The organism is Vibrio sp. 10N.222.51.C5 (assembly GCF_041474575.1).
GTDB lineage: Bacteria > Pseudomonadota > Gammaproteobacteria > Enterobacterales > Vibrionaceae > Vibrio > Vibrio crassostreae_C.
On the sequence record NZ_JBFRUJ010000057.1, the window covers coordinates 1 to 26,931 of the forward strand.

At 44.0% G+C, this 26,931-nt stretch carries 21 protein-coding genes and 1 other annotated feature; of the genes, 12 read left to right on the forward strand and 9 right to left on the reverse strand.

The features are described from left to right. Nucleotides 1-437 precede the first annotated feature (437 nt). From clpB to rluD, 3 genes are all read right to left on the reverse strand, one after another. Nucleotides 438-3,011: an ATP-dependent chaperone ClpB gene (gene clpB / locus AB4558_RS17795; RefSeq protein ID WP_017062851.1), complete on the reverse strand. Its 2,574-nt coding sequence runs from the start codon at nucleotides 3,009-3,011 to the stop codon at nucleotides 438-440. A 142-nt stretch (nucleotides 3,012-3,153) separates the two neighbouring features. Further along, entirely contained in the window at nucleotides 3,154-3,894 is a 741-nt protein-coding gene (gene pgeF, locus AB4558_RS17800; RefSeq protein WP_372074534.1) for a peptidoglycan editing factor PgeF, read from the reverse strand. 2 nt (nucleotides 3,895-3,896) lie between these two features. Further along, nucleotides 3,897-4,871 carry a 23S rRNA pseudouridine(1911/1915/1917) synthase RluD gene (rluD, locus tag AB4558_RS17805; protein ID WP_017059364.1) on the reverse strand — a complete coding sequence of 325 codons (975 nt, stop codon included), beginning with the start codon at nucleotides 4,869-4,871 and terminating at the stop codon, nucleotides 3,897-3,899. 137 nt (nucleotides 4,872-5,008) lie between these two features. Here rluD and AB4558_RS17810 point away from each other — a divergent pair, with 137 nt between their 5' ends. The 6 genes from AB4558_RS17810 to yjjX all read left to right on the forward strand — a co-directional run bounded on the left by AB4558_RS17810 (nucleotide 5,009) and on the right by yjjX (nucleotide 12,678). Continuing rightward, nucleotides 5,009-5,737 carry an outer membrane protein assembly factor BamD gene (locus AB4558_RS17810; protein WP_017059363.1) on the forward strand — a complete coding sequence of 243 codons (729 nt, stop codon included), beginning with the start codon at nucleotides 5,009-5,011 and terminating at the stop codon, nucleotides 5,735-5,737. 140 nt (nucleotides 5,738-5,877) lie between these two features. Next, nucleotides 5,878-7,302 carry a lytic transglycosylase F gene (locus tag AB4558_RS17815; protein WP_347230392.1) on the forward strand — a complete coding sequence of 475 codons (1,425 nt, stop codon included), beginning with the start codon at nucleotides 5,878-5,880 and terminating at the stop codon, nucleotides 7,300-7,302. A gap of 424 nt (nucleotides 7,303-7,726) precedes the next feature. After that, nucleotides 7,727-8,062, forward strand: a complete 336-nt coding sequence (hpf, locus tag AB4558_RS17820; RefSeq protein ID WP_004735034.1) for a ribosome hibernation-promoting factor, HPF/YfiA family — start codon at nucleotides 7,727-7,729, stop codon at nucleotides 8,060-8,062. Nucleotides 8,063-8,172: 110 nt separating this feature from the next. Beyond that, nucleotides 8,173-8,294, forward strand: a sequence feature (Phe leader region). 12 nt (nucleotides 8,295-8,306) lie between these two features. Then, nucleotides 8,307-9,482 carry a prephenate dehydratase gene (pheA, locus tag AB4558_RS17825; protein WP_017059361.1) on the forward strand — a complete coding sequence of 392 codons (1,176 nt, stop codon included), beginning with the start codon at nucleotides 8,307-8,309 and terminating at the stop codon, nucleotides 9,480-9,482. Between the two features lie 333 nt (nucleotides 9,483-9,815). After that, nucleotides 9,816-12,194 carry a putative bifunctional diguanylate cyclase/phosphodiesterase gene (locus tag AB4558_RS17830; protein WP_372074532.1) on the forward strand — a complete coding sequence of 793 codons (2,379 nt, stop codon included), beginning with the start codon at nucleotides 9,816-9,818 and terminating at the stop codon, nucleotides 12,192-12,194. Continuing rightward, on the forward strand, nucleotides 12,157-12,678 hold the full coding sequence (gene yjjX / locus AB4558_RS17835) for an inosine/xanthosine triphosphatase (protein WP_017059359.1): 522 nt from the start codon (nucleotides 12,157-12,159) through the stop codon (nucleotides 12,676-12,678). Before AB4558_RS17830 ends, yjjX begins: the two co-directional genes overlap by 38 nt. 128 nt (nucleotides 12,679-12,806) lie before the next feature. Here the strand turns inward: yjjX and trpR are convergent, their stop codons facing one another. After that, the gene (gene trpR, locus AB4558_RS17840) at nucleotides 12,807-13,100 is read right to left on the reverse strand and encodes a trp operon repressor (RefSeq protein ID WP_102394033.1); all 294 of its coding nucleotides are present in this window, start codon (nucleotides 13,098-13,100) and stop codon (nucleotides 12,807-12,809) included. 172 nt (nucleotides 13,101-13,272) lie between these two features. Then, the gene (gene sltY / locus AB4558_RS17845; protein ID WP_102321444.1) at nucleotides 13,273-15,222 is read right to left on the reverse strand and encodes a murein transglycosylase; all 1,950 of its coding nucleotides are present in this window, start codon (nucleotides 15,220-15,222) and stop codon (nucleotides 13,273-13,275) included. A gap of 263 nt (nucleotides 15,223-15,485) precedes the next feature. On the opposite strand from sltY, the gene ettA reads away from it, so the two are divergent. From ettA to AB4558_RS17860, 3 genes are all read left to right on the forward strand, one after another. Continuing rightward, complete coding sequence (gene ettA / locus AB4558_RS17850; RefSeq protein ID WP_017071393.1) at nucleotides 15,486-17,153, forward strand: energy-dependent translational throttle protein EttA; 1,668 nt, start codon at nucleotides 15,486-15,488, stop codon at nucleotides 17,151-17,153. 90 nt (nucleotides 17,154-17,243) lie between these two features. Continuing rightward, the gene (locus AB4558_RS17855; RefSeq protein WP_017062857.1) at nucleotides 17,244-17,612 is read left to right on the forward strand and encodes a PilZ domain-containing protein; all 369 of its coding nucleotides are present in this window, start codon (nucleotides 17,244-17,246) and stop codon (nucleotides 17,610-17,612) included. Nucleotides 17,613-17,661: 49 nt separating this feature from the next. After that, on the forward strand, nucleotides 17,662-18,672 hold the full coding sequence (locus AB4558_RS17860) for a M23 family metallopeptidase (RefSeq protein WP_029235086.1): 1,011 nt from the start codon (nucleotides 17,662-17,664) through the stop codon (nucleotides 18,670-18,672). A 161-nt stretch (nucleotides 18,673-18,833) separates the two neighbouring features. Here the strand turns inward: AB4558_RS17860 and tyrA are convergent, their stop codons facing one another. The 3 genes from tyrA to nagZ all read right to left on the reverse strand — a co-directional run bounded on the left by tyrA (nucleotide 18,834) and on the right by nagZ (nucleotide 22,389). Beyond that, nucleotides 18,834-19,961: a bifunctional chorismate mutase/prephenate dehydrogenase gene (tyrA, locus tag AB4558_RS17865; RefSeq protein WP_372074529.1), complete on the reverse strand. Its 1,128-nt coding sequence runs from the start codon at nucleotides 19,959-19,961 to the stop codon at nucleotides 18,834-18,836. A 118-nt stretch (nucleotides 19,962-20,079) separates the two neighbouring features. After that, on the reverse strand, nucleotides 20,080-21,153 hold the full coding sequence (locus AB4558_RS17870; protein ID WP_017059354.1) for a 3-deoxy-7-phosphoheptulonate synthase: 1,074 nt from the start codon (nucleotides 21,151-21,153) through the stop codon (nucleotides 20,080-20,082). Nucleotides 21,154-21,399: 246 nt separating this feature from the next. Continuing rightward, entirely contained in the window at nucleotides 21,400-22,389 is a 990-nt protein-coding gene (gene nagZ, locus AB4558_RS17875) for a beta-N-acetylhexosaminidase (RefSeq protein WP_372074527.1), read from the reverse strand. A 121-nt stretch (nucleotides 22,390-22,510) separates the two neighbouring features. Between nagZ and AB4558_RS17880 the strand changes: the two genes are divergently transcribed. Together AB4558_RS17880 and murQ are read left to right on the forward strand one after the other, a co-directional pair. Next, nucleotides 22,511-23,626: an anhydro-N-acetylmuramic acid kinase gene (locus tag AB4558_RS17880; RefSeq protein ID WP_372074525.1), complete on the forward strand. Its 1,116-nt coding sequence runs from the start codon at nucleotides 22,511-22,513 to the stop codon at nucleotides 23,624-23,626. 45 nt (nucleotides 23,627-23,671) lie between these two features. Then, a complete protein-coding gene (gene murQ / locus AB4558_RS17885; RefSeq protein ID WP_032545650.1) occupies nucleotides 23,672-24,592 on the forward strand; it encodes an N-acetylmuramic acid 6-phosphate etherase in 921 nt (306 codons plus the stop codon). 117 nt (nucleotides 24,593-24,709) lie between these two features. Here murQ and AB4558_RS17890 read toward each other — a convergent pair whose 3' ends face one another. Continuing rightward, the gene (locus AB4558_RS17890) at nucleotides 24,710-25,060 is read right to left on the reverse strand and encodes a DUF2799 domain-containing protein (RefSeq protein ID WP_017059350.1); all 351 of its coding nucleotides are present in this window, start codon (nucleotides 25,058-25,060) and stop codon (nucleotides 24,710-24,712) included. Between the two features lie 354 nt (nucleotides 25,061-25,414). Between AB4558_RS17890 and AB4558_RS17895 the strand changes: the two genes are divergently transcribed. Next, nucleotides 25,415-26,905, forward strand: coding sequence for a carbon starvation protein A (locus AB4558_RS17895; protein ID WP_372074523.1), 1,491 nt, complete (start codon nucleotides 25,415-25,417; stop codon nucleotides 26,903-26,905). Nucleotides 26,906-26,931: the final 26 nt, after the last annotated feature.

Here is a 26,931-nt window from a genome sequence, read left to right on the forward strand (position 1 = left end):
GTTCATTGAAATCAATTTTGATTCCGAAGAATCTGTTTTATCTAACGATAAAACGTTTTGATATTCATCAACGAGTGCCCACACAGATTGATAGGTTTAAATTGTTAAAGAGCTTTACTTGTTGAGCCTTCCTTTTAGTAAGGAGCCTCTCGAAGTGGACGGCCATTCTAGCGGATTAGATTCCAGTGTCAAACACTTTTTCCAGCTAATTTTTCAAAGCATCTTAAATGCTTATCACCGTCTTGTTACTCAGTTCAAACCGCTTGGTTATCCTTGGCAACGGAGGCGCATTATAGAGAGAATAATCCTTTGTACAAGGCTAAAAACGAAAAAAAGCCGCCACCGGCGACCGTTCGAACACTATTCACACAAAGCGTTTAAAATAGGTACGATTAAGCCTTAATTTCGGCCAATCGTACCTACCGTTCTTACTTCAACTATTGGTGAGCAATAATGCGGTCGTTGTTTACTAATAGCTGCACTTTCTTATCTGGATTAATTTTTCCTGCCAGTATCGCTTTCGCTAACGGGTTCTCGACACTTTGTTGAATCGCTCTTTTCAAAGGTCGTGCACCATATACTGGATCAAAACCAACTTGAGAAATTAACTTGAGTGCTTTATCCGAAACTTCAAGCTCATAACCATTGTCTTCCATTCTCTTCTTAAGGTGCTCAAGCTGAATAGCGGCTATCGACTGAATGTGCTCTTGACCCAATGGATGGAACACCACGCTTTCATCAACTCGGTTCAAAAACTCAGGACGGAAATGTTTACCTACCACTTCCATCACTTCATTCTTTATTCCTTGGTAGTCGAGCGTATTGAAGTTCTCTTGAATTCTCGAAGAGCCAAGGTTGGATGTCATGATCACTACCGTGTTTCTAAAATCGACTGTACGACCTTGTCCATCAGTTAAGCGTCCATCATCAAGCACCTGCAATAAGATATTGAAAACATCAGGATGCGCTTTCTCTACTTCATCTAGCAAAATCACTGAATAAGGCTTGCGACGCACTGCTTCTGTTAAGTAACCACCTTCTTCATATCCAACGTAACCCGGAGGAGCACCAACCAAACGAGCAACAGAGTGTTTCTCCATAAACTCAGACATGTCGATACGCACCATTGCATCGTCACTATCAAACATGAAGTTCGCGAGTGTTTTACACAACTCCGTTTTACCAACGCCAGTTGGACCAAGGAATAAGAAAGATCCAATCGGCTTGTTTGGATCAGATAAACCTGCACGGCTACGACGAATCGCATTCGATACCACTTCGACTGCTTCCGCTTGGCCAATAACTCGCTTATGTAGAACACCTTCCATGTTAAGAAGCTTCTCTTTCTCGGCTTCTAGCATTTTAGAAACAGGTATGCCTGTTTGCTTCGATAGCACGTCTGCAATTTCTGCATCAGTGACCTTATTACGCAGCAGCGTCATTTCTTGCATTTCAGCTTGAGTCGCAAGATCTAACTGCTTCTCTAATTCTGGGATTCGACCGTATTGCAATTCAGACATTCGGTTAAGATCACCAGCACGTCTCGCAAAATCCATATCCATACGAGCTTGTTCTAGCTCTGACTTGATGTGTTGCGTGCCAGAAAGCGCGGCTTTCTCTGCATTCCACACTTCTTCAAGCTCTGCGAAATCTCGTTCTTTGTCAGAAAGCTCTTCTTGTAATGTTCGAAGGCGTTTTTCACTGGCTTCATCATTTTCATTGGTAAGAGCTTGCTGCTCGATCTTCAATTGAATGATTTTACGCTCGAGCTTATCTAGCGACTCAGGTTTTGAGTCGATCTGCATACGGATACTCGAAGCCGCTTCATCAATCAGATCAATCGCTTTATCCGGCAGTTGACGATCAGAAACGTATCGATGAGATAGTGTTGCTGCAGCCACGATTGCTGGGTCGGTAATTTCTACATGATGATGAAGTTCATAGCGCTCTTTCAAACCACGAAGAATCGCCACCGTGTCTTCAACCGTTGGTTCATCGACAAGCACTTTTTGGAAGCGGCGCTCTAACGCTGGATCTTTCTCTATGTATTGACGGTATTCATCAAGAGTCGTTGCGCCAACACAGTGGAGTTCACCACGAGCCAACGCTGGTTTTAGCATGTTACCGGCATCCATAGAGCCTTCACCTTTACCAGCGCCGACCATAGTATGAATTTCATCGATGAAGAGAATGATATTGCCCTCTTCTTTAGACAATTCATTGAGGACTGACTTCAAACGCTCTTCAAACTCACCACGATATTTAGCGCCAGCTACCAAAGCACCCATGTCTAATGAAAGTACGCGTCGGCCTCTTAAACCTTCTGGCACTTCATTGTTAATAATGCGCTGAGCCAAACCTTCAACGATAGCTGTCTTACCAACACCAGGTTCACCGATAATGACTGGGTTGTTCTTAGTACGACGCTGAAGTACTTGGATAGTACGGCGGATTTCGTCATCTCGGCCAATTACCGGATCCAGCTTGCCTTGCTCCGCTCTTTCAGTCAGATCGATGGTGAACTTCTCTAACGCTTGGCGTCGGTCTTCGGCATTTGGGTCATCAACTTTTTGACCGCCACGAACCTGCTCGATAGCTTGAGATAATTTTTGCTCAGTAAGACCTAGCTCTTTAAGCAGGTTACCTAAAGGGCCTTTATCTTCAATTGCGGCAAGTAGGAAGACTTCCGAAGAAATGTATGTGTCTTGACGCTTTTGTGCGACCTTGTCACATAGGTTGAACAAAGTACCCATTGCATTCGACAGTTGAACATCACCACCGATACCACTTACTTTCGGTACACGGTCTAATATTTCGCTTAGCTTTGAACGCAATTGAACCACATCAATATTCAGCATGGTGAGCAATGGACGAATTGCACTACCATCTTGATTAAGCAAAGACACCATTAGGTGCACAGGCTCTATATATTGGTGATCACGACCTAATGCGAGCGACTGAGCATCAGATATCGCAATTTGGAATTTACTAGTGAATCGATCGAGACGCATGCCAACCTTCCTACTCTTAGATATGTTTATCTTATGGTTAGAAGATGGATACGGTAACGCGGATTTTCAAGGGATAAGAATGAAGAATAGAGCTGTTATAAAAATATAAATGAGCTGGATGACTGGTTGCACTAGTTAAAGGTTACTCTAACCAAATAAAAGTAGCTTGGCGTCCAGTAATACCATCACGACGATAAGAATAGAACGCATCGGCATCAGCGAAGGTACATAGATTAGAGTCTGTCACAGAAGTTACACCAACTTTGTTCAGTCGTTGCGTTGCAAGCTGAGACATATTCGCTAGCCATTTGCCTGGTTCAGCTTTGGCTTCAAATGCGAGCTTAGCTTGAGAGTCAAAACTAACGAAAGCTTCCAACACATCATCGCCTACTTCAAAAGCTTGTTTGCCTATTGCAGGACCAAGCCAAGCAATGATCTTATTCTCTGAACCTAAGTTTGAAAACTTTGCGACGGCATTTTCAAGAATGCCACCAGCAAGACCACGCCAACCAGCATGAACTGCAGCAACTTGAGTGCCTTTGGTATCAGTAAGGATTACAGGTAAGCAATCGGCTGTCATCGCAGAACAAACAACATCTTTAGCTGTGGTAAATGCACCGTCAGCATCAAGAATATCTGCCGTAGGGTGTAAAACCGTAACGACATCTGTTGAGTGAGTTTGATGTAGCCATACCGGAGCGGCAGGCATATTAGCGTGTTGCTTGAGCCAGGCTCTGTTGTTTTCAACAAGCGAAGCATCATCCCCAACATGCGTACCTAGGTTTAATCCTTGATACGCACCAGTAGAAAAACCATCAAAACGTGTCGAAACAAATGCTTTCACGTTTTTTGGTGCATTCCAGTTAGGGATGATCATCGACATGATTAAATGTCGTCTTCCAAGTTTTCGCGCGCATCAACACGTAACGCTTCAGCCATCACGACCATGTCATTTGGCACAGGAGCGTGGAACTCAACTTCTTCACCTGTAATTGGGTGAACAAATTTAAGCATAACGGCGTGCAGTGCTTGGCGATCAAAAGAACGAATCATTGTTGTTAGTTCTTCAGATGCACCTTTTGGAATACGAGCACGACCACCGTATGCAACGTCACCTAGCAGCGGATGCTGAAGGTATGACATGTGAACACGAATTTGGTGAGTACGACCCGTTTCTAGGCGTAGACGAATACGAGTATGCTCGCGGAAGTGCTCAGCAACACGGTAGTGAGTTACCGCTGGCTTTCCTAATTCATTTACATCCATCAAGGTACGCTTAGTTGCATGACGGCTAATGCCTTTCTCTACCACACCACCAGCGGTCATTTTGCCAATTGCAATTGCTTCATATTCACGAGTAATACGACGCTTAGCAAGAGCACGCACAAGACGAGTTTGAGCTGGAACCGTTTTAGCCACAACCATAAGACCTGTTGTGTCTTTATCAAGACGGTGCACAATACCTGCACGAGGCACTTCTGCAATCTGTGGGTAATGGAAAAGCAATGCGTTTAGTATGGTTCCATCCGGTGTGCCTGCGCCTGGGTGTACAACCAGATCGCGAGGCTTATTGATAACCAATAAGTCATCATCTTCGTAGACAATGTTTAGAGGAATATCTTGTGCTTCCCAGCGCTCTTCATCTGCAAGTTCAGCTTGCAAGATGATCTCTTCACCGCCCAAAACCTTAACGCGCGGCTTTGTAATAACTTCGCCATCCACTTGGATTTTGCCATCAAGAAGCCACTCTTTAATGCGAGAGCGAGAAAAATCGGTAAATAGTTCAGCGACAGCTTGGTCTAAACGTTGACCTAACTGGCTGCTTTTTACTGTGTCTGTTAATGTGATCTGCTGAGCCATATCGAACTTTTTTAAAAACCGTGAGACTAATACCCATTAGTATGGATAAAATAGAATAATTGCATCATTGTATCTGTTACTGGTTAGAAAGTAACGGAAGCTTACGAAATATTTAATTCAAGGAATCGACGCCTGACATGAAACACCTTACTTTATCGGGTCTATTAGCCGTATCACTCTTGGTTGGTTGTTCAAGTAGTGAAGAGATAGTGCCAGATGTACCACCATCGGTTCTCTACTCTGACGCTCAAGAATCACTGCAGAGCGGTAGCTGGCTTTCAGCAATAGAAAAGCTAGAAGCCCTAGACTCACGTTACCCATTCGGCGCCTATTCTGAGCAAGTACAGCTCGATCTGATTTACGCTTACTACAAAAATGATGACTTGGCACTTGGCCTCGCTACCATTTCACGTTTCCTACGTTTGAACCCAACGCATGAGAAACAAGACTGGGTTCTTTACATGCGCGGCTTAACGCACATGGCGCAAGACCGAAACTTCATGCACGATATTTTTAATATCGACCGTAGTGACCGAGATCCTGAACCAGTGAAACTTGCGTTTGCTGACTTCAAGCGACTACTCGAACGTTTCCCTAGTAGCCCTTATGCTGAAGATGCACAAAAACGCATGTTCGCACTTAAGAACCGCCTAGCAGAGTATGACTTAGCAACCGCTGATTTCTACCTACGCCGCGAAGCTTGGATTGCTGCGATCAACAGAACGCAAGAGCTGCAAAAAACTTACCCAGACACCATTGCTGCGCGTAAGTCTTTAGATATCCAGCTAAAAGCTTATCAACAACTCGGCCTAGATGACGCTGTGTTAAGAACAGAAAAGTTGATTGAGTTAAACCCACTACCTTAATCAAACCTCTTACATCTCAATCCTAAAAGCGCGCTAATTTACTAGCGCGCTTTTTTTCATCTACATATCGCAAACTTGATGGATCGCATAATACACGGTATCTTCAAAAGATAACTTTTAACAAAACATCAACATGGAGTGTGGATGTGAGTAGGTTGTTATTATTTATCTGGATATCGCTATTTAGCCACTTATCCTACGCATTAGAACTGTCTCCATTAAGCAATAAGCCTTACATGGGTGACTTGGATGAGCTCAAAACCAAAGGAACGGTTAGAGTGCTAGTGTCTGCCGATCTTGGTTTCTATTACATCGAGGATGGCAAGCCAAAAGGCATCGTGGCAGAAATGCTCTACCACTTTGAGAAAAGCCTTCGTAAGAAACATCCCTACCTCAATGTTCAAGTCATCCCCGTGCAACGAGATGATCTACTTCCCTCTTTAGAGTCTGGCTATGGTGATGTCGCTGTCGCTAACCTAACGATCACCGATAAACGATTACGAACCATCGATTTTTCGGATCCGATGATTAAAGATGGTAAAGAACTCATTATCACAGGGAAAAAGGCCGAACCTATCACCGAAATCAAGCAATTGAGTGGCAAAGAGGTGTGGATACGAGCAAGCTCGAGTTACTTCGAGAGTGTACAAAGAGTCAATAAGGAGCTTAACGAGCTAGGTTTACCACCACTGCATGTCCACTTTATCGAGGAGTCATTACAAGACTACGAGCTGATAGAACTGGTTAACCAAGGTTATATACAAGGCACAATTCTGGATAACCATAAAGCCAAGCTCTGGATCGATGTAATGGAAAACATTCAAGTCCATAACGACTTACCTTTACGAGAAAATGGTCGTATTGCTTGGGCTTTAAGAAAAGACAGCCCTCAACTGAAGAAAGAGATAAACAAATACGTCAAGACCGCACGAACAGGCACCCTGCTTGGGAATGTCATCTACCAGAAATACATCGACAATACTCGCTGGTTAGGCCGAGCACTCAACCCCAATAAAGTAGACCGAGTGGCTAAACTCTCAGATGTCTTTGAAAAGTATTCGAGCAAGTATGAATTTGATCCTTTGATGATGTCAGCTCAAGGTTTCCAAGAATCAGGACTGGATCAGAGCCGGATTTCTCATCGCGGGGCTATTGGTGTGATGCAGGTATTACCGAGTACCGCCAAAGATAAAAACGTCAACATCAAGAACATCCATAAGGTGGATAACAACATCCATGCGGGTGTGAAGTATATGCGCTTTATCAAAGACCGGTATTTTGACGACCCGGCAATATCACCCGACAATCAAATCTACTTTACCTTGGCTTCTTACAACGCTGGTCCTGCTAAGATCAGAAAGATGAGGAGCATTGCCAAGCAGAAAGGTTACAACCCAAACATCTGGTTTAAAAACGTAGAAATCATCACTCGCAAATACGTGAGTAAAGAACCTGTAACCTATGTTGCCAACATCAATCGTTACTTCGTAATCTATAAACAATTACAAGCTATCAATGCTATCCGAGAGGACGGCACAGCGAGATTACTGAACACTAACGACTAGGATCGCCTCCATCCCAGAGCTGGGGAGCCAAAGGTATTAGGTAAAGCTAAAAAACACAAAAGCCGCATAAGAATACTTATGCGGCTTTTGTTTATCTAATTCTGAAGAAGCTTATGTAGCGACCTATATTACAAGACCTATATCACAAAACACTATTGAGTAAATTTCAATCAAGCACTTTCCATAGGCTGTAGGACGCCCCTAAAAACTGATTTAATTTTTAGCGAAGCCTTGCCTCCAAGTTATCGTTTTTCATAAGGATAACAAGCATTTTTCGCCAAAAAGATACTAAGACTTGCGTAAGATCACATTTGATTTTAATGCTTATCCCACCCAACCAAAACAAGATCTAGATCACATTCTTTATTCCTAAAAGTCGTAATCTGAAGTTAACCCATGAGGGATACAACAGAGGAAAACTTCTATGAAAATGAACATCACTGGTAAAAACATCGACATTACCTCTGCAATCCGTGATCACATAGAAAGCAAATTTAAAAAGCTAGATAAATGGCAAGTAGACATCATTGGCTGCCAAGCGAGCTTTAGCGAAGAACCAAACAAGAAGAAGAAATTTGAAGCGGTACTAACCGTACCAAAAGGCCAACTTGTTGCTTCATCAATCCATGACGACCTCTACGTAGCGATCAACGAAGTAGAACAAAAACTAGAGCGTCAACTCAACAAGCTACGCCATAAACCAGAAGCGCGCCGCGCTGAAAAGCCTGAAATCGAAGAGCTAGAAGCTGAAGTAGAATAAGGAAAGAGAACAGATTAAAAAATAGCGCCTCAGGGCGCTATTTTTTTGCTTGACGCTCGTAGCTCGCTTGCTTATTGTGTTTAAACATTCATAAAACAATCACTTTTTATGCACACTCAATCTTTGTTTATTTTTGACTTCTTTTTTCTTCCGTAAATCGGAGGCTAAGTCGTTTTAGAAAAACAAGTCAAAAACGAACAAGAAGCCTCCCACACTAGGGAGGCTTTTTTATAAGGACACATTTATGACTGACCGCTCAATTTCACTGGATGATATCCGCCTTCGTCTTAATGATTTAGACGACGAACTCCTGAAGTTACTTTCAGAGCGTCGCAAGCTAAGTATCGAAGTCGCTAAAAGCAAAGTAGAGACATCAAAACCAGTTCGTGATGCAGTACGAGAACAACAACTATTAGTTAAGCTGATCAACAACGGCAAAGATAAATACGAACTTGATGCGCAGTACATTACCAAGCTGTTTCACACCATCATCGAAGATTCCGTTTTACTACAACAGTCATACTTACAAAACCTAGCGAACCCGCAAAGCCGTAAACCATTGGCTCGCGTTGCATTCTTAGGTTCTAAGGGATCGTATTCTCACCTTGCGAGCCGCGAATACTTCAGCCGCAAGAATATGGAATTGATTGAGCTGAACTGTAATCACTTCAAAGAAGTCGCATCAACAGTAGAGTCTGGCCATGCCGACTACGGTGTCCTGCCGATTGAGAACACCAGTTCAGGGTCAATTAACGAGGTCTACGACCTGTTACAGCATACGACTCTATACATTGTTGGCGAACTTTCTCAACCGATTGAGCACTGCCTTGTTGCTAAAAGTGATATCCGTTTAGAAGACATCAAAACACTCTACTCGCACCCACAACCTCATCAACAATGCAGTGAGTTCTTGAGCCGCCTTAAGGGTGTCAACCTTGAGTCTTGCGCAAGCACCGCTGATGCAATGAAAAAAGTTAAAGAATTGGGTGGTAATGACGTAGCTGCTATTGGTAATGCATCGAGCGGTAAGCTTTATGGACTACAGCCAATCCAGAGCAATATTGCAAACCAAACAGAGAACCACACTCGTTTCATCGTTGTGGCGCGTAAGCCTGTTGAAGTATCGACTCAAATACCAGCGAAAACAACGCTCATCATGTCGACATCTCAAGAGGCGGGTTCTTTGGTAGAAACACTACTGATCCTGCAACGCTTAGGCATCAACATGACTAAGCTAGAATCTCGTCCTATCATGGGTAACCCTTGGGAAGAGATGTTCTATGTCGATTTAGAGGCGCATCTGGATTCAGATAATATGCAACAAGCGATAACGGAACTAACAGCCATTACTCGCCACCTTAAGGTGTTGGGTTGCTACCCAAGTGAGAACATCAAAGCGACTCAAGTTAAGTTGTCATAGCTGAAAGTGAGTATCAGCTTTTAGCTAACATAAGTATTTGGCCTACAGCAGGCCAAATACTTAAATCACCCTCTAGTCGAGTACTATTCTCGCTAAGAAAACTCACCCTAGCATGCCTGGAACACAATTCACTTGTTTCGCACATTCGGCACGCTTACTCTCTCCACTACTTGAGCCTTTCTAACAAAAACTCATTAGTGGCTTTTTTTATCAATAAAGACAAAACCTTACCCCCTTCACAGGAAATCATCGAACTACGTATAATTAATAGCGAGTAAGCATTAAGTAACATAAACTTATGCGCTTAATTTATAAATAGTGTTGTCATTAACTATGAAGCTAAGTACTAAAATCTTACTACTGATAGCCCCTGTGATACTGATCAGTACCGCGGCTTCTAGCTATATTATTTATTCGACGCAAAAAAGCAGTTTCATCAAACGCGAAGACAACGCACTTCAACTGAACATGGAAAAACTAGCCGGATACTTTCGCCAATCTCGTTCGTTCCTCAATAGCTACTCTTACACCTTGACCCAGAGTGATATGGTGAAGCGTTATTTTCTCACTGACCAAAATCTATCTCGCGATCTTGAACTGGTCAGTAATCTTCGAGAAGCCATTCATTTCCTGCAAGATGACGATGAAAGCTATACAGGTTTAGCGCTTCTTAATGGTGATCGAAAACTGCGTTATTACGCGGATAATAGCAATGACTCACGCACTCAGATTGACAGTAAGATATTGGAGTATGTTGACCTGCACTATCAAGACACCTTAGCAACATCGAGTACCAACTATATTCAAAACTCCCAAGGCGAAGGGATGTTGGTTCACTATGACAAGGTAGACAGAAAAGCGATTTTCCCAACCGCAAGCAATCAACCCGACGATGTGTTCTTTGTTGTTGTCTCTGTCTCTCTCGACAAATTTAATGCGCTGCGAAAACAAATAGAGTTCGACTACCAAACCAGCTTGTTCTTCACATCCATAGCGGTTTCTTTGGAAAATGATGTTACTCACTCAGTCAAGCTTGCACCAGAACTGTACGCCACGGTCGATCCGGCGCAATTCCTGCTGGAAAACAAGCTCGATTCAATTTGGAACAAGCTGAGTTTGTCGTTTGCCCTGTCTGCGTTTGTGACTGTCGCTCTTCTACTCATGCTTCTGTCTCGCACTGTGATTACTCCAATAACGCGGCTCGATCGACAGCTACAGCAAGTCGAAAAAAAACAACGTAAGAACATCGAACGCTTAGGCACTCGTGATGAGCTTGGCCGCCTATCACAGCGTTTTTATGACATGTACCAAGAGTTAGATAACACCTACCAACAGACCAAGCTCTTGGCCGAAAATGATCAGTTAACCCAAATAGCCAATAGGCATCAGTTTCAAACCTTCGTTCAGCAATCGTTGCCAAAACCGAGTTCGAATACCGAAACCTGGGTTCTCTATTTTGACTTGGACAACTTCAAGTTTGTGAACGACAAATACGGACATCAAATCGGCGACTCGATTCTGGTCTCTTTTGCTCAGCGTATTTCAGATATTTGTCGTCACTATAAAGAGGAGTTCGACGCTCATTGTATGCCAGCCCGACTTTCTGGAGACGAGTTCGTTGTCTACATTAACGCTCCTAGTCACCGAGGAAATGTCGCGCATCGATTCTCGAATGATTTACTGACTCCACTGCAAAAAGGTTTTGTCACCGAATCAGGCAGCTTTCCGATCACGGTCAGTATTGGTATTGCGACCTACCCTAATGATGGCAACTCAATCGAGAAGCTACTGTCCAACGCGGATACTGCGATGTACCAAGCCAAGCGTGCCGGTAAAAACCAATTTGCTGACTATTCACGGGATTTAGACAAAGCCATTCAGCGCCAAGCAGACATTGAACGTGCGCTTAGAGGTAAGAATTTTGATGATGAATTCAGGCTCGTTTACATGCCCTACATGGATTCTACCGGGACTGATGTTATTGGCGTTGAGGTGTTATTACGTTGGAATTCAAAGCAACTTGGTTTGGTTCCACCGGATGAGTTCATTCCAATAGCCGAACAAACCGGGCTGTTCGAACATGTTGACCGCTGGGTAATACAGAATGCGTTTGCTTCATTCCATCGACTTCAGACTCAATTTGATCACTCGATTCAATTGTCGATCAACTTATCTTCTGCTGGCATTGAAACCACTCACCTTGCGGGTTTCATTAAAGAACACGCGGAGTTAAATCGAATTCCACCAAGCCTAATCGATTTTGAAATCACTGAAACCTTTTACTCAAACTCAGAAGGCTTCCCATTGCTGAATGAGCTGTCATGCATGGGTTATCGACTGGCGATTGATGACTTTGGTTCCGGTTACACCTCTATCACTCAACTGGTGCAGTATCCAACTCAGAAAATTAAATTGGATAAAGCGTTTTTGGATACCTTGATTGAGACCAATAACCAGAACATCGTAAAACCGGTTATCGGGTTGTGTCATGCTCAAGGGAAAAAGGTCACCGCCGAAGGGATTGAAACTCAAGGCATGCACCAGTGGTTACAGGATGCACAGTGCGATATGCTGCAAGGCTATTACTTTGGTAAACCCATGCCACTAGAAGAATTGAGTGACTGGTACCGACAACATCAACTCAATCTAATCGACAACAAAAAGAATCCGACACATGAAATCTGTAATCATCGCATCGCTGAACCCAGCTAAAATCAACGCCGTTAAAAGTGCGTTCTTATCTGCTTTTCCTGATACTGAATTTGATTTCAAAGGCATCAGCGTCCCTAGTGGTGTCGCCGATCAACCGATGAGCAATGATGAAACCTATCAAGGTGCCGTGAATCGAGTTCACAACGCAACTCAAGCTCAGCCTGATGCAGACTTCTATGTTGGTCTAGAAGCGGGAATAGAAACAAACGTCACCTTTGCCTGGATGGTGATCGAAACGAATGGCCAACGTGGCGAGTCTCGTTCAGCAAGTCTGATGCTGCCACCAGCCGTGCTTGAGAAACTAGAGCATGCAAACGAGTTAGGGGATGTGATGGATGAAGTGTTTGGTACCGACAATATCAAACAGAAAGGTGGTGCCATTGGCCTACTGACACATAACCAATTGTCACGCAGTTCGGTCTATCATCAAGCTTTAATTTTGGCTCTGATCCCATTTGTGAATCCTGAACACTTTCCTATTTAGTATTTGAGGCTTCCTTAAACTTCAAAAGATTCCAAGAACAATCTTCAGAAACAAAAAACGCTAACATCCAGTTAGCGTTTTTTATCGAATTCGTATTCATACTATCGCGTGATAGCTTAATTCCATTATTACTTTAGCAATAGGTCGGCGATCACGATTTTCTCTTGCTCAGATTTGGCCTTTAGCTCATTTGAGCCTCTGGTTATCGTCGCTACGCCTACGCCCAGCATTTGACTCACCTGTCGTTGAGACATATCGCCTTTCATCAGCTCACAGAAGATATTAATTCGAGCAACCAGAGCATCTCGCTCGTCTGGTGTCATCATCATAGTCAACAACAGCTCGTGCTGATCTTTTTCGACAGCCGTCTTTACCAAGTCCATCAGTTGTTGCCAATTATCATATTCAGGTTGTGATGCCATATCTCTACACTTACTTTTAAATTCTGACTTTAAAGAGTCGCTTAACGATTGAAAGCGTTTAACACTTTATACCGAAACACTTGATGCGATCCAATGTAAAAAGGCAGTAAGTGGAAATGGTTAGCACTCACTGCCTTTATTCTTACTCAGTTTCGGGCCAAATGCCGAAGGCTTAGTATTTCGTTTTTGCCTCATGGGGCGCTAAAAACGTCCCTTTCTCACCCAAGATATCTCGATAGTAGGTCTCAAACATCAAGATATTCTGAACGTAGCCACGTGTCTCTTTGAATGGGATCATTTCGATAAATGCAAAGGCATCGAGCTTTTCATCGCTGCGTGAACGCCACTGTTTCACACGGCTAGGTCCAGCATTATAAGCCGCAAACGCAAAGATACGGTTGTCATCATATTGAGCGAGTAAACCATCTAAGTAGTGACTGCCAATCTCAATGTTTTTGCCGACATCATAAAGATCATCGCTGCCCTGATACTTAATCTTATGTTTGTTCGCTGTGTATTGCGCCGTCTTGGGCATAATTTGCATAATGCCACGCGCGCCAACTGGAGAGCGAGCTTCTGAATCCATCGCACTCTCTTGTCTTGCTAAAGACATCAAAGTGATTGGATCGAGATCGTGCTTTTCAGCGTAGAAGTTAAACCACCACTTATGAGCAACAGGGAAGCGCAGCGCAATGTTATCCCACATCTTCGCAGAGATACTCGCTGTTACGGTAAAGTGATTCCAACGCTGTGTCGCAGCGTAAGCGGCAAGCATCTCTTTTTGCTCTTTATCTGCATTGGTCAGTAACCAGCGCCATTCACTTTTCGCTGCCGCAATTTTGTCTCGGTCAATCAGTTCACCAATACGCACCAAAGAGGTGTCGAATGGCTTCACTGTTTCAGCATTGTATTTAAGTGTCGATGTTGGATATTGAACTGGCTTACCTAACTGCTTAGCCGCAGCCACACTGTAGAAATTACGCTGACCCAAGATATCTGACAGTCGCTTATTGCCTTTGTCAGTATCGCCCGTCGCGATTTCAGCTCTGCCCTGCCAATATTGCCAACGAAGCGAAGCCTGATGTTTATCATCCAAGCGCGCTATCCACTCTTTCAAACCCGTCCAATCGGCATGTTGAATTGCTAAGCGAGCACGTCGTTCCAGCAGAACTTGCTTTGATGAACTCGCGAGCATTTTGTCGCGCCACACCATTAACTCTTCAGAGTCGGTGTTGATCAGACGAAACGTTAGGTAATCAGCGAGCTCTTGAGATTTCTCTTTCGAAAACTTCTGAGCCTTGATGACATCATCAAACACCTTTTGAGCACTGCTTGATGATTTCCTTGCTAGCTTCTCGAAAGCAAACTCGGTTTGAGCTTGGTAGAATTCATTCGCTGGATGTTTTTTAGCAAACGCGAGTACATTTTCAGGCTTGTTGTACAACGCCTTCATCTGCTTCGCTTGAGCAATTGACTCATCATGATCCAATTGCTTAATCAGATAGCTCATTAACTTACCGTTACGGCCCTCGAACGCTAGCAGCATTCTATCCAGAATCAGCTCATCAGTTCTTAGCCCAGCTTGATCCCAGCTTTTAAATAAAGGGTCACAAGCGTCATCAACACCACTACCACTCAACCAAAGTTGTTTAGCTCCTTTAAAGGCAAGCTCTTGGTTACCTTGCTCGTAATGCGCTCGATAATAAATACATTGGTATTTTTCACCGACAGGCTCTTTGGTTTGAAACTCAAGGATCGTCTTCCACTGTTTTTGAGAAGCCAATGAGTCCAAATAAGGTGCGCGCATTCGATTGGAGAAAGGCAATGCCTTGTTCTCTTCAATGAAAGCATCGACCTCAGCAGGTGTGCGATCACCTAAGCCAATCAGAAAGGCCCGATAATCGGTGTAAGGTGTTAAAGGGTATGTTTGAATTTTGTTACGCAGCGCGGAGTAAGCTTTTAGATCACGGCTGTCTAAAACCTCTTGCGCTTTGTCATAAACGTCACGCTGCATTTCAAGCTCGGATGCATTGCTAGCCATAGCGACCGGAGCCAGTGAAACCGAAGACAAAATTGCCGATGCAGCCACAGCAATTTTCGTATTACCAATGCGGAAAAACATTCGCTCTTTCCTTAGTGCGTGTATGAATACGTGAAGTCTATTTACGCCCGACATCACATCAAATGTAAAGGATTTGAGTGTAAATATTATTAATATTTAACACTTCGCCTCAGAAGCCCATTAAATATAGTTTTAATGACCAATGTGACAATAATAGGTAAGGATTAGTTCAAGAGTGGCTTTTCTGCCCTAGGAGTAACATCTTTGAGGATATTGGTATAAAATAGCAGACAATTTTGAACAATAATTAGGATCGATCGGCAATGGCTGAATACGTATATACCATGTCTCGGGTGAGCAAAACTGTTCCACCTAAGCGTCAAATTCTTAAAGACATTTCTCTTAGCTTTTTTCCTGGCGCTAAAATCGGTGTTTTGGGTCTAAATGGTTCAGGTAAATCTACCCTACTACGTATCATGGCTGGTATTGATACTGATATTGATGGTGAAGCACGTGCACAACAAGGCCTTAAAGTAGGTTACCTACCGCAAGAACCTGTACTAGACGAATCAAAAACGGTTCGTGAAATCGTAGAAGAAGCGGTTTCTGACGTTGCTGACGCACTTAAGCGTATCGATGCAGTTTACGCAGCTTACGCAGAACCAGATGCAGATTTCGATGCACTTGCTAAAGAGCAAGGCGAACTAGAAGCACTGATTCAAGCAAAAGACGGTCACAACTTAGAGACAGCTCTAGAGCGTGCTGCTGATGCACTTCGTCTTCCAGAGTGGGATGCGAAAATTGAATTCCTATCAGGTGGTGAGCGTCGTCGTGTTGCTATCTGTCGTCTACTTCTTGAAAAGCCAGACATGCTGCTTCTTGATGAACCAACCAACCACTTGGATGCAGAATCAGTAGCATGGCTTGAGCACTTCCTTGTTGATTACAGTGGTACTGTTGTGGCGATTACCCACGACCGTTACTTCCTAGACAACGCAGCTGGCTGGATTCTAGAACTTGACCGTGGTGAAGGTATCCCATGGGAAGGTAACTACACGTCTTGGCTAGAGCAAAAAGACGAGCGTCTTAAGCAAGAAAAAGCGGGCGAAAGCGCACGTCAAAAGACAATCGAAAAAGAACTTGAATGGGTTCGTCAAAACCCTAAAGGCCGTCAAGCTAAGTCTAAAGCTCGTATGGCTCGTTTTGAAGAACTGACGACTGGCCAATACCAGAAGCGTAACGAAACTAACGAACTGTTCATCCCGCCAGGTGAGCGTCTAGGTGATAAAGTTCTTGAAGTGAACAACCTGACTAAATCGTTTGGTGATCGCGTTCTTATCGACGACCTATCGTTCAGCATGCCTAAGGGCGCTATCGTCGGTATCGTTGGTGCCAACGGTGCAGGTAAATCAACACTATTCAAGATGCTAAGCGGTGCAGAACAGCCAGATTCAGGTTCGGTTGTACTAGGTGAAACTGTTAAGCTTGCTTCTGTTGATCAGTTCCGTGACAGCATGGACGACACTAAGACAGTATTCCAAGAGATCTCTGAAGGCGCTGATATCATTAAGATCAACAACTTCGAAATCCCTGCGCGTGCTTACTGTTCTCGTTTCAACTTTAAAGGCAACGACCAACAGAAGATCATCGGTGAGCTTTCTGGTGGTGAGCGTAACCGTGTTCACTTAGCGAAACTGCTAAAAGCGGGCGGTAACGTACTGCTACTCGATGAGCCTACCAACGACCTTGACGTTGAAACGCTACGTGCTCTTGAAGAAGCACTGCTTGAATTCCCTGGCTGTGCAATGGTTATCTCGCATGACCGTTGGTTCCTTGACCGTATTGCGACCCATATCTTAGACTACCGTGATGAAGGTCAAGTTAACTTCTACGAAGGTAACTATACTGAGTACACTGAGTGGCTTAAGCAGACTCTAGGCGCACAAGCGGCAGAACCGCACCGTATCAAGTACAAGCGTATAGCTAAGTAAATAAGCTTGTATTTTGAACAAAGGCCGCGATAATAGCGGCCTTTGATATATCTGGCTTACGTGTAATGCATCGATATAGAGAGATTACTTATGGTTGAAAGACGTCAATTTTCACGAGTTATTTATCAAGTCCCTACTGAGATCTCACAAGGACAAGTAAATATATCAGGCTCAGTGCAAGACTTATCACTCCATGGTTTACTCATTCAATGCAATGAATCAAAACAACTTAGCCATGATGTCCCTGTTCAAGTGAGCTTTAAGCTCGAAAACAGTGATATCAATATTCAGTTAGAAGCAACGATAGTCTCTACCATCAATACCTCAATGCGTTTACGCATAGAGCATTTAGATATTGATAGTATCAGCCACCTTAAGCGACTTGTGGAGCTTAATGTTGGCGACGATGAACTGCTTTATAGAGAGATTGAACACCTTACCGACTTAGGTAGTAAGTGACATCTCCATTACCCTTTTTCTATTAGAAGCATTTAGTTAATACAGAACCATGTCTAAAAAACTATCCATTACTATTCCCTCCAGTCAGGGGGAACAGACGTTTTACTTCGGCCGTAAAGCCGTGCTCATTTGCACTACTGCCATTTTTTCAGTACCGCTATTGATTGGCGGAGCGGCGTACATGCACTTCGAGAGTAAACAAGAACTCGCACTGCAAGCGGGTGATGCCCAACAGTTGATTGAAACACTGATTGTTGAAAAAGAACAAACAGAATTTCTTTATGCTGAGCAAGTAGAAACCAACCATTCGCTATCGCAAACACTGACCGAGAAAGAAGGCACGATTCAGCTACTTGGTAAGCGTGTATTCGATGTGGAATCAGTACTGGGTCTTGCTGATGAAGATCTGCTTACCGATGATATTTCTTTAGAAGATCGCATTGATGCGGCTGCAGTCGATTCAGCAGTAAGAGCCACAATGTTCCGCTTGATTCCAAACGACAGTCCGATGGCTTATCAACGTATATCTTCTTCTTATGGTAGCCGCACTAACCCTATTTCAGGGAAACGCCATGTACATACTGGTATCGATCTAACGTGTAAGCGTGGTGAAGATATTGTCGCGCCCGCAGATGGAGTCATTGAAACGGTACGCCCAAGTAAAAAAGGCTTCGGCAACTTTATTACTATGCGTCACTCGTTTGGTTTCATGAGTTCTTATGCGCACCTACAGAAGTTCAAGGTACGTAGCGGTCAGTTTGTGAGTAAAGGCGATGTGATTGCGAGCTGTGGTAACTCAGGTAACTCAACCGGCCCACACTTGCATTATGAAGTACGCTTCCTTGGTCGTTCATTGAACCCTCAATACTTGATGGATTGGACACCGGAAAACTTCAACTACGTGTTCGAGAAAGAGAAAAAGGTTAAGTGGGGCCCACTAGTTCAGCTGATTGATAATGTGGTTCGCTTGCAGATCAACCTGACTAACGTGCCTTACATTAGCTCGACCATCGACACCGTATCGAGTGAAGATAGCAAAAAACCTATCACGACTAACTAGTTGTTAATGGCTAACTAGTTGTTAATAGCTAAGACCTGTTGATTTGGCCTATGATGATCTAATTGCTTTTAGTCTACTGTAGGCAAAATGCTTTCATAGCGTTCAGCACAAACAAAAAGAGCGACCAGATGGTCGCTCTTTTTTATGATTTCAAATCAGTATTAACCACGATGAATCGAGTCATGTGCTTGTTTTAGAAGACTTTGGCTCTCTTGCAAGAATTGTTGTGAGTAGTCACCAAACCAATTACTCACTTGGTTGAAGCTCTCAACAAACTTAGCCTTATCTTTGCCATCTAGAATTTCTAACGCTTCTCCGAAACAGCTATGGAAGCGTCGAATCATCTCAATATTCTCATCCGAAGAAAGAATGATATCGCCGTACAAGTTCGGGTCTTGAGCAAACAGACGACCAACCATCGCAATCTCAAGTCGGTAGATTGGCGAGCTTAGTTTCAGAAGTTGATCAATGTTCGGGTTCTCTTTACTCAGGTGCAAGCCGTAAGCAAAAGAGGTGAAGTGACGAAGTGCTTGAATCAAGGTCATGCCGTGATCGTGTTCAGCTGCATCCATCTGGCAAAGGCTCGCGCCCCAAATACCAAATTGATTCAGTAGCCATTGGTAACTTTCAGAACCACGACCATCACTGTAAACAATCACCTGCTTAGCAAGGCTAGGAACATCAGGACCAAACATTGGGTGCAATCCAACTACTGGGCCTTGATGCATGTTCATCATTGCTTGTAGAGGTTTAGATTTAATTGACGTCAAATCACATAGAATACAATCGCTTGGTAGATTACCTAGCTTCGCAATCACACCTTCCGTTAGGTGAATTGGAACCGTAACAACCACAAGCCCAGCATTATCTAAGATTTCGTCGGCCTTATCCCAATCTTGGCTGCCAAGGATTTTTACTTCGTAGCCAGACAGTTTGAACATACGACCAAACAAGCCACCAAGTTGACCATTACCACCAACGATAACCACTGAACGTAACTCTGGGTTAAGACACTTAAAGCCAGAATCTTTCTCGCTGGCATAAGACTCACGCATAGTACGACGCAAAATATCTTCGATTAACTGTGGTGGAACCCCTATTTTCTCAGCTTCTTGACGACGAGATGCCAGCATCGCAGCTTCACGCTCTGGTACATAAATAGGTAAACCATGTTCACTTTTTACTTCGCCTACTTTCTCTACTAGAGCAAGGCGTTGAGCCAGTAAATCCAACATTTGTTTATCGACAGCATCGATTTGGTCGCGTAATTCGTTCAGTTCAACGGCCATTTTATTCCTTACTAATCTATAAGCCCGTGCCAATCTATAAGCCCACAATCATGCAGGTTCGCTAGCAACAGAATATTAAAATGCCTCATTAGATGAGGCACTTAAATTTAAACTCTGACTAACCTTTCAAGCGGTTCTCTAAGAACGGGACTAATTCCGTATGTGCATGTTTTAATAGTGCCTCAGTTGAATCCCAATTGATACACGCGTCGGTAATAGAAACGCCGTATTTCATCTCATTGAGAGGTATATCCGAAGATTGGTTTCCTTCGTTAATATGGCTTTCAATCATCAGGCCGATAATCGACTTGTTGCCCTCACGAATTTGGTGAATCACATCTTCTGCAACTAAAGGTTGGCGACGGAAATCTTTACGAGAGTTCGCGTGGCTACAGTCGACCATTAGCGCTGCCTCTAAACCAGATTTACCCAGCTCTTGCTCACATTCGTGTACCGATACTGAATCGTAGTTCGTCTGCTTACCGCCACGTAAAATCACGTGACCATTTGGGTTACCTTGCGTTGTTAGTAGTGCAACCTGACCTTCGCGGCTGATACCCATGAAACGGTGGCTAGAAGAAGCCGCCTGCATTGCGTTGATTGCAGTGCCTAGGTTGCCATCGGTGCCGTTTTTAAAACCGATTGGCATTGAAAGACCACTTGCCATCTCACGGTGAGTTTGAGATTCAGTCGTACGAGCGCCAATAGCCGCCCAGCTGAAGGTATCTGCTAGGTATTGCGGGCTAATTGGGTCTAATGCTTCAGTCGCTAGTGGGATTTCCATCTCAGCGAGTTCAACAAGTAGTTCACGACCAACATGCAGACCATGCTCAATATCGAAAGTGCCGTCTAGATGTGGGTCATTGATCAAACCTTTCCAACCGACAGTGGTACGAGGTTTCTCAAAGTAAACACGCATAACAATATACAGTTGATCGCTAAGTTGCTCAGATAAGGCTTTTAGGCGTTTCGCGTACTCTTTCGCAGCTTCAATGTCATGGATAGAACATGGGCCACATACAACAAGCATGCGATGATCTTTCTTATGAATGATGTTTGCGATAGTTTGACGAGACTCTTGAATGAAACGACGAGCATTATCACTCAAAGGCAGTTTTGCTTTTAACTCCTCAGGAGTAATCAGTACCTGTTCGTCGATGATATTGACATTGCTTAATTCACTTTTCTGCATAACTCAACCTGTATATTTATTTTTACACCCAACATTTCCATTTGGGCTAACAATCTTTAAAAACACAATAACAGCTAAAAAAACGATTGCAAGTGTAAACAATAAAAAACATTAACTGTAAATTTTATATTACACATTGAATTTAGCTCACTCTAAGAGATAAATAGGTTTAAACCATGGATCACACATACAAAAAAGGCGATATTTATCATATCGCCTTATCTAAAATTATTATGTGTTTATTTATCACTCACTGCCTAGCATTCGCTTAATCGTCTCTGAGGTCCCTTTCCACCTAGCATCCGAGTGAAGTGTCGACAAATCAAAGCTGTGTTTTTTAAGCAATGAGTTGGCTAAAGGCACCTCTTGAATCGCTAAGTTATCCAGAGCTTCAATTTGTGCATCTCGTTTATTACACATCAACACCATGTCACAACCTGCATTCAAGGCCGCTTTCGCTCTGTCGGCTGGTCCACCCATTATGGCAGCGCCTTCCATCGTTAAATCATCAGAGAACACCAAGCCTTTAAACCCAAGCTGCTGCTTCAATACTTTCTGCAGCCAATACTGTGAACCGCTCGCAGGTTGATCATCATAGTGAGAGAAAACCACGTGAGCTGGCATCATGGCATCCAATATTCCAGCTTCAATTTGCGCCTTGAAGATTGCCATGTCTGTTTCAAAGATGTCGTCTCTAGGGTCATATGGCGTCTCTAAGTGTGAGTCAGCAATCACGCCACCGTGTCCAGGGAAGTGCTTGCCTGTCGTCGCCATGCCAACCGACTTCATGCCTTTGATGAAAGCGCTGCTATGACGAACAATAGTATCAATATCTTCGCCAAACGCTCGGCTACCAATCGCTTTACAGTCATGGCCTTTGTCTAATACTGGCGCAAAGCTCAGATCGATATCGTGGGCAATCAATTCTGCCGCCATCAGCCAGCCAGCCTGTTCTGCTAAATGTTCACCGTTATTCTTAGTCGCGAATTCTTGAGCAGCTGGGATAATTGAAAAGCCATCGCGGAAGCGCTGAACTCGACCACCTTCTTGGTCAACACCAATCAAAATAGGACGTTTCGCTACCTTACGAATTTCTTTGTTTAACGCCGATAACTGTTTGCTATCGTGGTAGTTTCGAGCAAATAAGATGAGACCACCAACAGTTGGGTGCTCTAAAATTTCTTTGTCTTCCGCAGTCAGTTCGTAGCCTGCAACATCAACCCACAACGGTCCCATATTTATCCCTTATTAAACCTAATTTCATAAACTTCCCGAGGTTATTCTCTTTAAATTTGCTTTACAATGTTTTTAAACCAATCTGTGGAAGACTTTAAGAATGCGGTGCAAGAGCTTAGGAATGGATCATAAAGAACTGTATATCGGTGTGATGTCAGGGACGAGTATGGACGGTGTTGATACGGCCTTAGTGTCGATTGAAGATACGCGCATCACATTGCTTGCTCATGATGAGTTCCCAATGCCTGACGACCTCAAAGTGCGTCTGCTTGAAGTTTGTATTGGTCAGAAAACCGATTTAATTGCCATTGGAGAACTCGACCACCAGCTTGGCCATCTGTTTGGCGATGCGGTTTTGCAACTTCTCGAAAAGTCAGGTACACCTGCATCTTCTGTGACTGCGATTGGTAATCATGGTCAAACGGTATTCCACCAGCCAAGCGGCGAATCTCCATTTACCATGCAGTTGGGTGATGCCAACATCATTGCCGCTAAAACACAGATTCAAACGGTTGCCGATTTCAGGCGTAAAGACATGGCATTAGGCGGACAAGGTGCACCATTAGTCCCTGCCTTCCACCATACTATTTTCCAGCCACAAGACAGCTCAGTTGTGGTGTTGAATATTGGTGGTATCTCGAATATTTCAGTGCTGCGCCCTAATCAGCCAACACTTGGTTATGATACTGGCCCGGGCAATATGTTGATGGACGCTTGGGTTGATAAACACACGGGCGATAAGTTTGACCGTGATGCCCAATTTGCGCTTAAAGGTCAGCTCAATCAAGCCTTTCTCGAACAGTTGTTAAATGAATCTTATCTATCTCAAATACCACCGAAAAGTACTGGTAGAGAACTGTTTAATCTACCGTGGCTAGAGCAACAATTAACAGAATTTAAAGATCTTGCAGCAGAAGATGTTCAGCGCACACTTTGCGAATACACCACATTGACGATAGCCAATGAAGTGGAGACTTATCGCTTGGGTGACCAGCCTGCACTGTATGTGTGTGGCGGTGGTACACGAAATCCATTGTTGATGAAGAGGCTGTCTGAACTGCTTCCAAGTTGGGAGGTTGACTCAACCACCAGTAAAGGCGTGGACGCCGATTACATGGAAGCGATGGCTTTTGCGTGGCTTGCTCAACGTCATATTCATCAACTGCCAAGCAATTTACCAGAAGTGACTGGCGCAAGCAGAGCGGCCTCTCTAGGCGTTCTCTATCGTGCTGACTAAACAACTTTAGAACCATCATTTTAGAATCACCATTTAAGGATCATTATGAGTAACGACGCTCTCATATCAGCGCTCTCGCACCTCGTTTCGGAGGGGAGAAACCCTGACACTATGGATATTGATCTACTCACCTCTCTCGAAGTGGTTGAAAAGATTAACCAACAAGACAAGCAAGTCCCGCTGGCGATTGAAGCGGAACTGCCACAGATCGCGAAAGCGGTCGATAAAATTGCTCATGTCTTTCAAAACGGTGGTCGACTGATTTATATGGGCGCAGGCACCAGTGGTCGATTAGGTGTGTTAGACGCCTCAGAATGCCCACCGACTTTCGGTGTTTCGGACAAAATGGTTATCGGCTTAATTGCAGGCGGACCAGAGGCGATTTTAAAAGCCAAAGAAGGTGCAGAAGACTCGCTAACTCTCGGCATTGAAGATCTGAAAGCGATTCAGTTTTCAGAAAATGATGTCGTGGTAGGTATTGCTGCGAGCGGTCGCACACCTTACGTGATTGGTGCACTCAACTATGCCAATCAGCTTGGCGCAGTAACGGTTGCATTATCTTGTAACCCTGACTCTCCAATTGCTGAAATCGCTCAAATCGCAATTAGCCCGGTGGTTGGCCCAGAAGCATTGACTGGTTCAACACGACTCAAATCAGGTACAGCACAAAAGCTGGTGCTTAATATGCTGACCACTGCCAGCATGATTCGCATTGGTAAGAGCTACCAAAACCTTATGGTCGACGTAAAAGCGACCAATGAAAAGTTGGTTGCCCGCGCCGCTCGTATCGTTATCCAAGCAACGGAGTGCGATAAAGCACTGGCGGTGTCGACACTTAAAGCGACTGATTACGATGTGAAGTTATCTATTTTGATGATTCTAACAGGGCTAGATTTAGAGTTAGCCAAGGCTCAGCTTGATAAGCAAAATGGCTTCTTGAGAAAAGCCGTCGAGAATAATCAGTAATCTTAATTTGGCTTGTAGCTTCTCATTTAGACAGCTACTTCAACGACATACAAAAAGACCAGCACACACGCGGTACTGGTCTTTTTTTAGTTTTAATTTTTTATGGCTAGCTTGGGCTTAATAGTCGTTTGAGAACTCGTCCCAGCCGCGTTGCCATTCCATACGGAAACGTTGAGCGTCTTCCGTACCAGAACACACGCCTTCATACACCTGACCAGATAAACCAATCTGATAAGCATGGTTCGGATTACAATATTCAGTCACACCTAGGTGGTAACCTTCTGTGTAACTCGCTTGATCGACTGCGCCAAGCTCAGTCATCTCTGAATACGAACGCTGAGTGTGGCCTTTGATACCATCACGATAGCCAATCTCTTGCCAATTGCCTTCAGCTGCTAAATCTTGAACATTGGCGCTGCATCCTGCAAGGCTAAATGCCACGGCGAATAGTACGATTATTTTTTTCATTTCAATCCTTTATATTGTTACTTCACCACTTTCTGACGAAGCGCTGCCTTTGTGGTGATTCTCCGCTGAACGCCTATCGATGTCCACTTATTGTCTAATGTTCGCCACTTTAGGTTCATTCCGACCACTCAGAATCAATAGTCGCCGTTAAGCCAACTCAAACAACCTCTCTATAGAGCTAATAGGCCTCTCGATAGAAATATCGGCCACTCAGCACAGTGAACAAACCACTAAATCAGTTATAACACCGCTAAATTGGCTATTCGACCACTCACTCTCGTAGCGGAAGTTTCTTCTCATCGACTCCTTTAATATACACCCTGACTTAATTAATACATTCAGGGATAACAAATTATGATGTGGTTTCTTACCTGTGTCGCAGCACTCATTGGTGGCTACTTTATTTACGGTACCTTTATCGAGAAGATTTTCGGTATCAATGAAAAACGCCAAACACCAGCTCACACTAAGCAAGATGGCGTGGACTACGTTCCAATGTCGACACCAAAGGTTTACCTAGTTCAGCTGCTTAACATCGCAGGTGTAGGTCCAATCTTCGGCCCTATCATGGGTGCCCTTTATGGTCCAGCAGCAATGCTTTGGATCGTTCTAGGTTGTATCTTCGCAGGTGCAGTACACGACTACTTCTCAGGTATGTTATCTATCCGTAATGGCGGAGCTTCGGTTCCAACCATCACTGGACGTTACCTAGGCAATGGCGCAAAACACTTTATGAACATCTTTGCCATTGTTCTACTGCTTCTTGTTGGTGTGGTATTCGTATCTGCTCCAGCAGGTATGATCACTAACCTAGTGAACGACCAAACTGATTTCGCGATGTCTGCAACTACGATGGTTGTTATCATCTTTGCTTACTACATCATCGCAACGATTGTCCCTGTCGATAAAATCATTGGTCGCTTCTACCCACTGTTCGGTGCACTGCTTATCTTTATGTCTGTTGGCCTAATCACTGCGATTGGTCTATCTGACGAACACCAAATCATGGGGGGCTTTGAGATCAGCGACATGTTCACCAACATGAACCCGAATGACCTACCACTTTGGCCTGCTCTCTTCATCACTATCGCATGTGGTGCTATCTCTGGCTTCCACGCCACTCAGTCTCCTCTGATGGCGCGTTGTATGGAAAACGAGAAGAACGGTCGCTTCGTATTCTACGGCGCAATGATTGGTGAAGGCATCATCGCTCTAATCTGGTGTGCACTTGCTCTGTCTTTCTTCGGTTCGGTTGAGTCTCTGTCTGACGCAATTGCAAACGGCGGCCCAGGTAACGTAGTATACAGCGCTTCATTTGGTCTACTGGGTGTATTTGGCGGTATCCTTGCTTTCCTTGGCGTGGTTATCCTACCAATCACTTCTGGTGACACAGCGTTCCGTTCAAGCCGTCTTATCCTTGCTGAATACTTCAACATGGAACAGAAAACACTGCGTAACCGTCTACTAATGGCGTTACCACTGTTCGTTATCGGTGGCATCCTGACTCAAGTTGATTTCGGTATCATCTGGCGCTACTTCGGTTTTGCTAACCAATCAACAGCAGTCATGATGCTATGGACAGCTTCGGCTTACCTACTTCGTCACAATAAACTGCACTGGGTAACAACGGTTCCAGCTGTGTTCATGACATCTGTGTGTATCACATTCATCCTGAACAACAGCCAACTGGGCTTCGGTCTACCAATGCAGCTTTCAACCATCATCGGCGTGGTGAGTGCATTCGGAATTGCGGCTTACGTTATCAAAATTTCAAAAGGCAAAGGCGATATCGACCTTGCTGATGAAGAAGAAAAAGAAGCAAAAGGCGTCACCAAAACCGCCTAGTTCTTTCAGACTCTTGAGAACAAGAG

Bases quoted from the DNA above. Each gene is read 5' to 3' on its own strand.
- murQ (WP_032545650.1), top strand. From the start codon at position 23,672: ATGAGTAACGACGCTCTCATATCAGCGCTCTCGCACCTCGTTTCGGAG.
- AB4558_RS17830 (WP_372074532.1), top strand. From the start codon at position 9,816: ATGAAGCTAAGTACTAAAATCTTACTACTGATAGCCCCTGTGATACTG.
- AB4558_RS17890 (WP_017059350.1), bottom strand. From the start codon at position 25,060: ATGAAAAAAATAATCGTACTATTCGCCGTGGCATTTAGCCTTGCAGGA.
- AB4558_RS17860 (WP_029235086.1), top strand. From the start codon at position 17,662: ATGTCTAAAAAACTATCCATTACTATTCCCTCCAGTCAGGGGGAACAG.
- trpR (WP_102394033.1), bottom strand. From the start codon at position 13,100: ATGGCATCACAACCTGAATATGATAATTGGCAACAACTGATGGACTTG.
- nagZ (WP_372074527.1), bottom strand. From the start codon at position 22,389: ATGGGACCGTTGTGGGTTGATGTTGCAGGCTACGAACTGACTGCGGAA.
- sltY (WP_102321444.1), bottom strand. From the start codon at position 15,222: ATGTTTTTCCGCATTGGTAATACGAAAATTGCTGTGGCTGCATCGGCA.
- yjjX (WP_017059359.1), top strand. From the start codon at position 12,157: ATGAAATCTGTAATCATCGCATCGCTGAACCCAGCTAAAATCAACGCC.
- rluD (WP_017059364.1), bottom strand. From the start codon at position 4,871: ATGGCTCAGCAGATCACATTAACAGACACAGTAAAAAGCAGCCAGTTA.
- pgeF (WP_372074534.1), bottom strand. From the start codon at position 3,894: ATGTCGATGATCATCCCTAACTGGAATGCACCAAAAAACGTGAAAGCA.
- AB4558_RS17810 (WP_017059363.1), top strand. From the start codon at position 5,009: ATGAAACACCTTACTTTATCGGGTCTATTAGCCGTATCACTCTTGGTT.
- tyrA (WP_372074529.1), bottom strand. From the start codon at position 19,961: ATGGCCGTTGAACTGAACGAATTACGCGACCAAATCGATGCTGTCGAT.
- AB4558_RS17855 (WP_017062857.1), top strand. From the start codon at position 17,244: ATGGTTGAAAGACGTCAATTTTCACGAGTTATTTATCAAGTCCCTACT.
- pheA (WP_017059361.1), top strand. From the start codon at position 8,307: ATGACTGACCGCTCAATTTCACTGGATGATATCCGCCTTCGTCTTAAT.
- hpf (WP_004735034.1), top strand. From the start codon at position 7,727: ATGAAAATGAACATCACTGGTAAAAACATCGACATTACCTCTGCAATC.
- clpB (WP_017062851.1), bottom strand. From the start codon at position 3,011: ATGCGTCTCGATCGATTCACTAGTAAATTCCAAATTGCGATATCTGAT.
- AB4558_RS17870 (WP_017059354.1), bottom strand. From the start codon at position 21,153: ATGCAGAAAAGTGAATTAAGCAATGTCAATATCATCGACGAACAGGTA.
- ettA (WP_017071393.1), top strand. From the start codon at position 15,486: ATGGCTGAATACGTATATACCATGTCTCGGGTGAGCAAAACTGTTCCA.
- AB4558_RS17895 (WP_372074523.1), top strand. From the start codon at position 25,415: ATGATGTGGTTTCTTACCTGTGTCGCAGCACTCATTGGTGGCTACTTT.
- AB4558_RS17880 (WP_372074525.1), top strand. From the start codon at position 22,511: ATGGATCATAAAGAACTGTATATCGGTGTGATGTCAGGGACGAGTATG.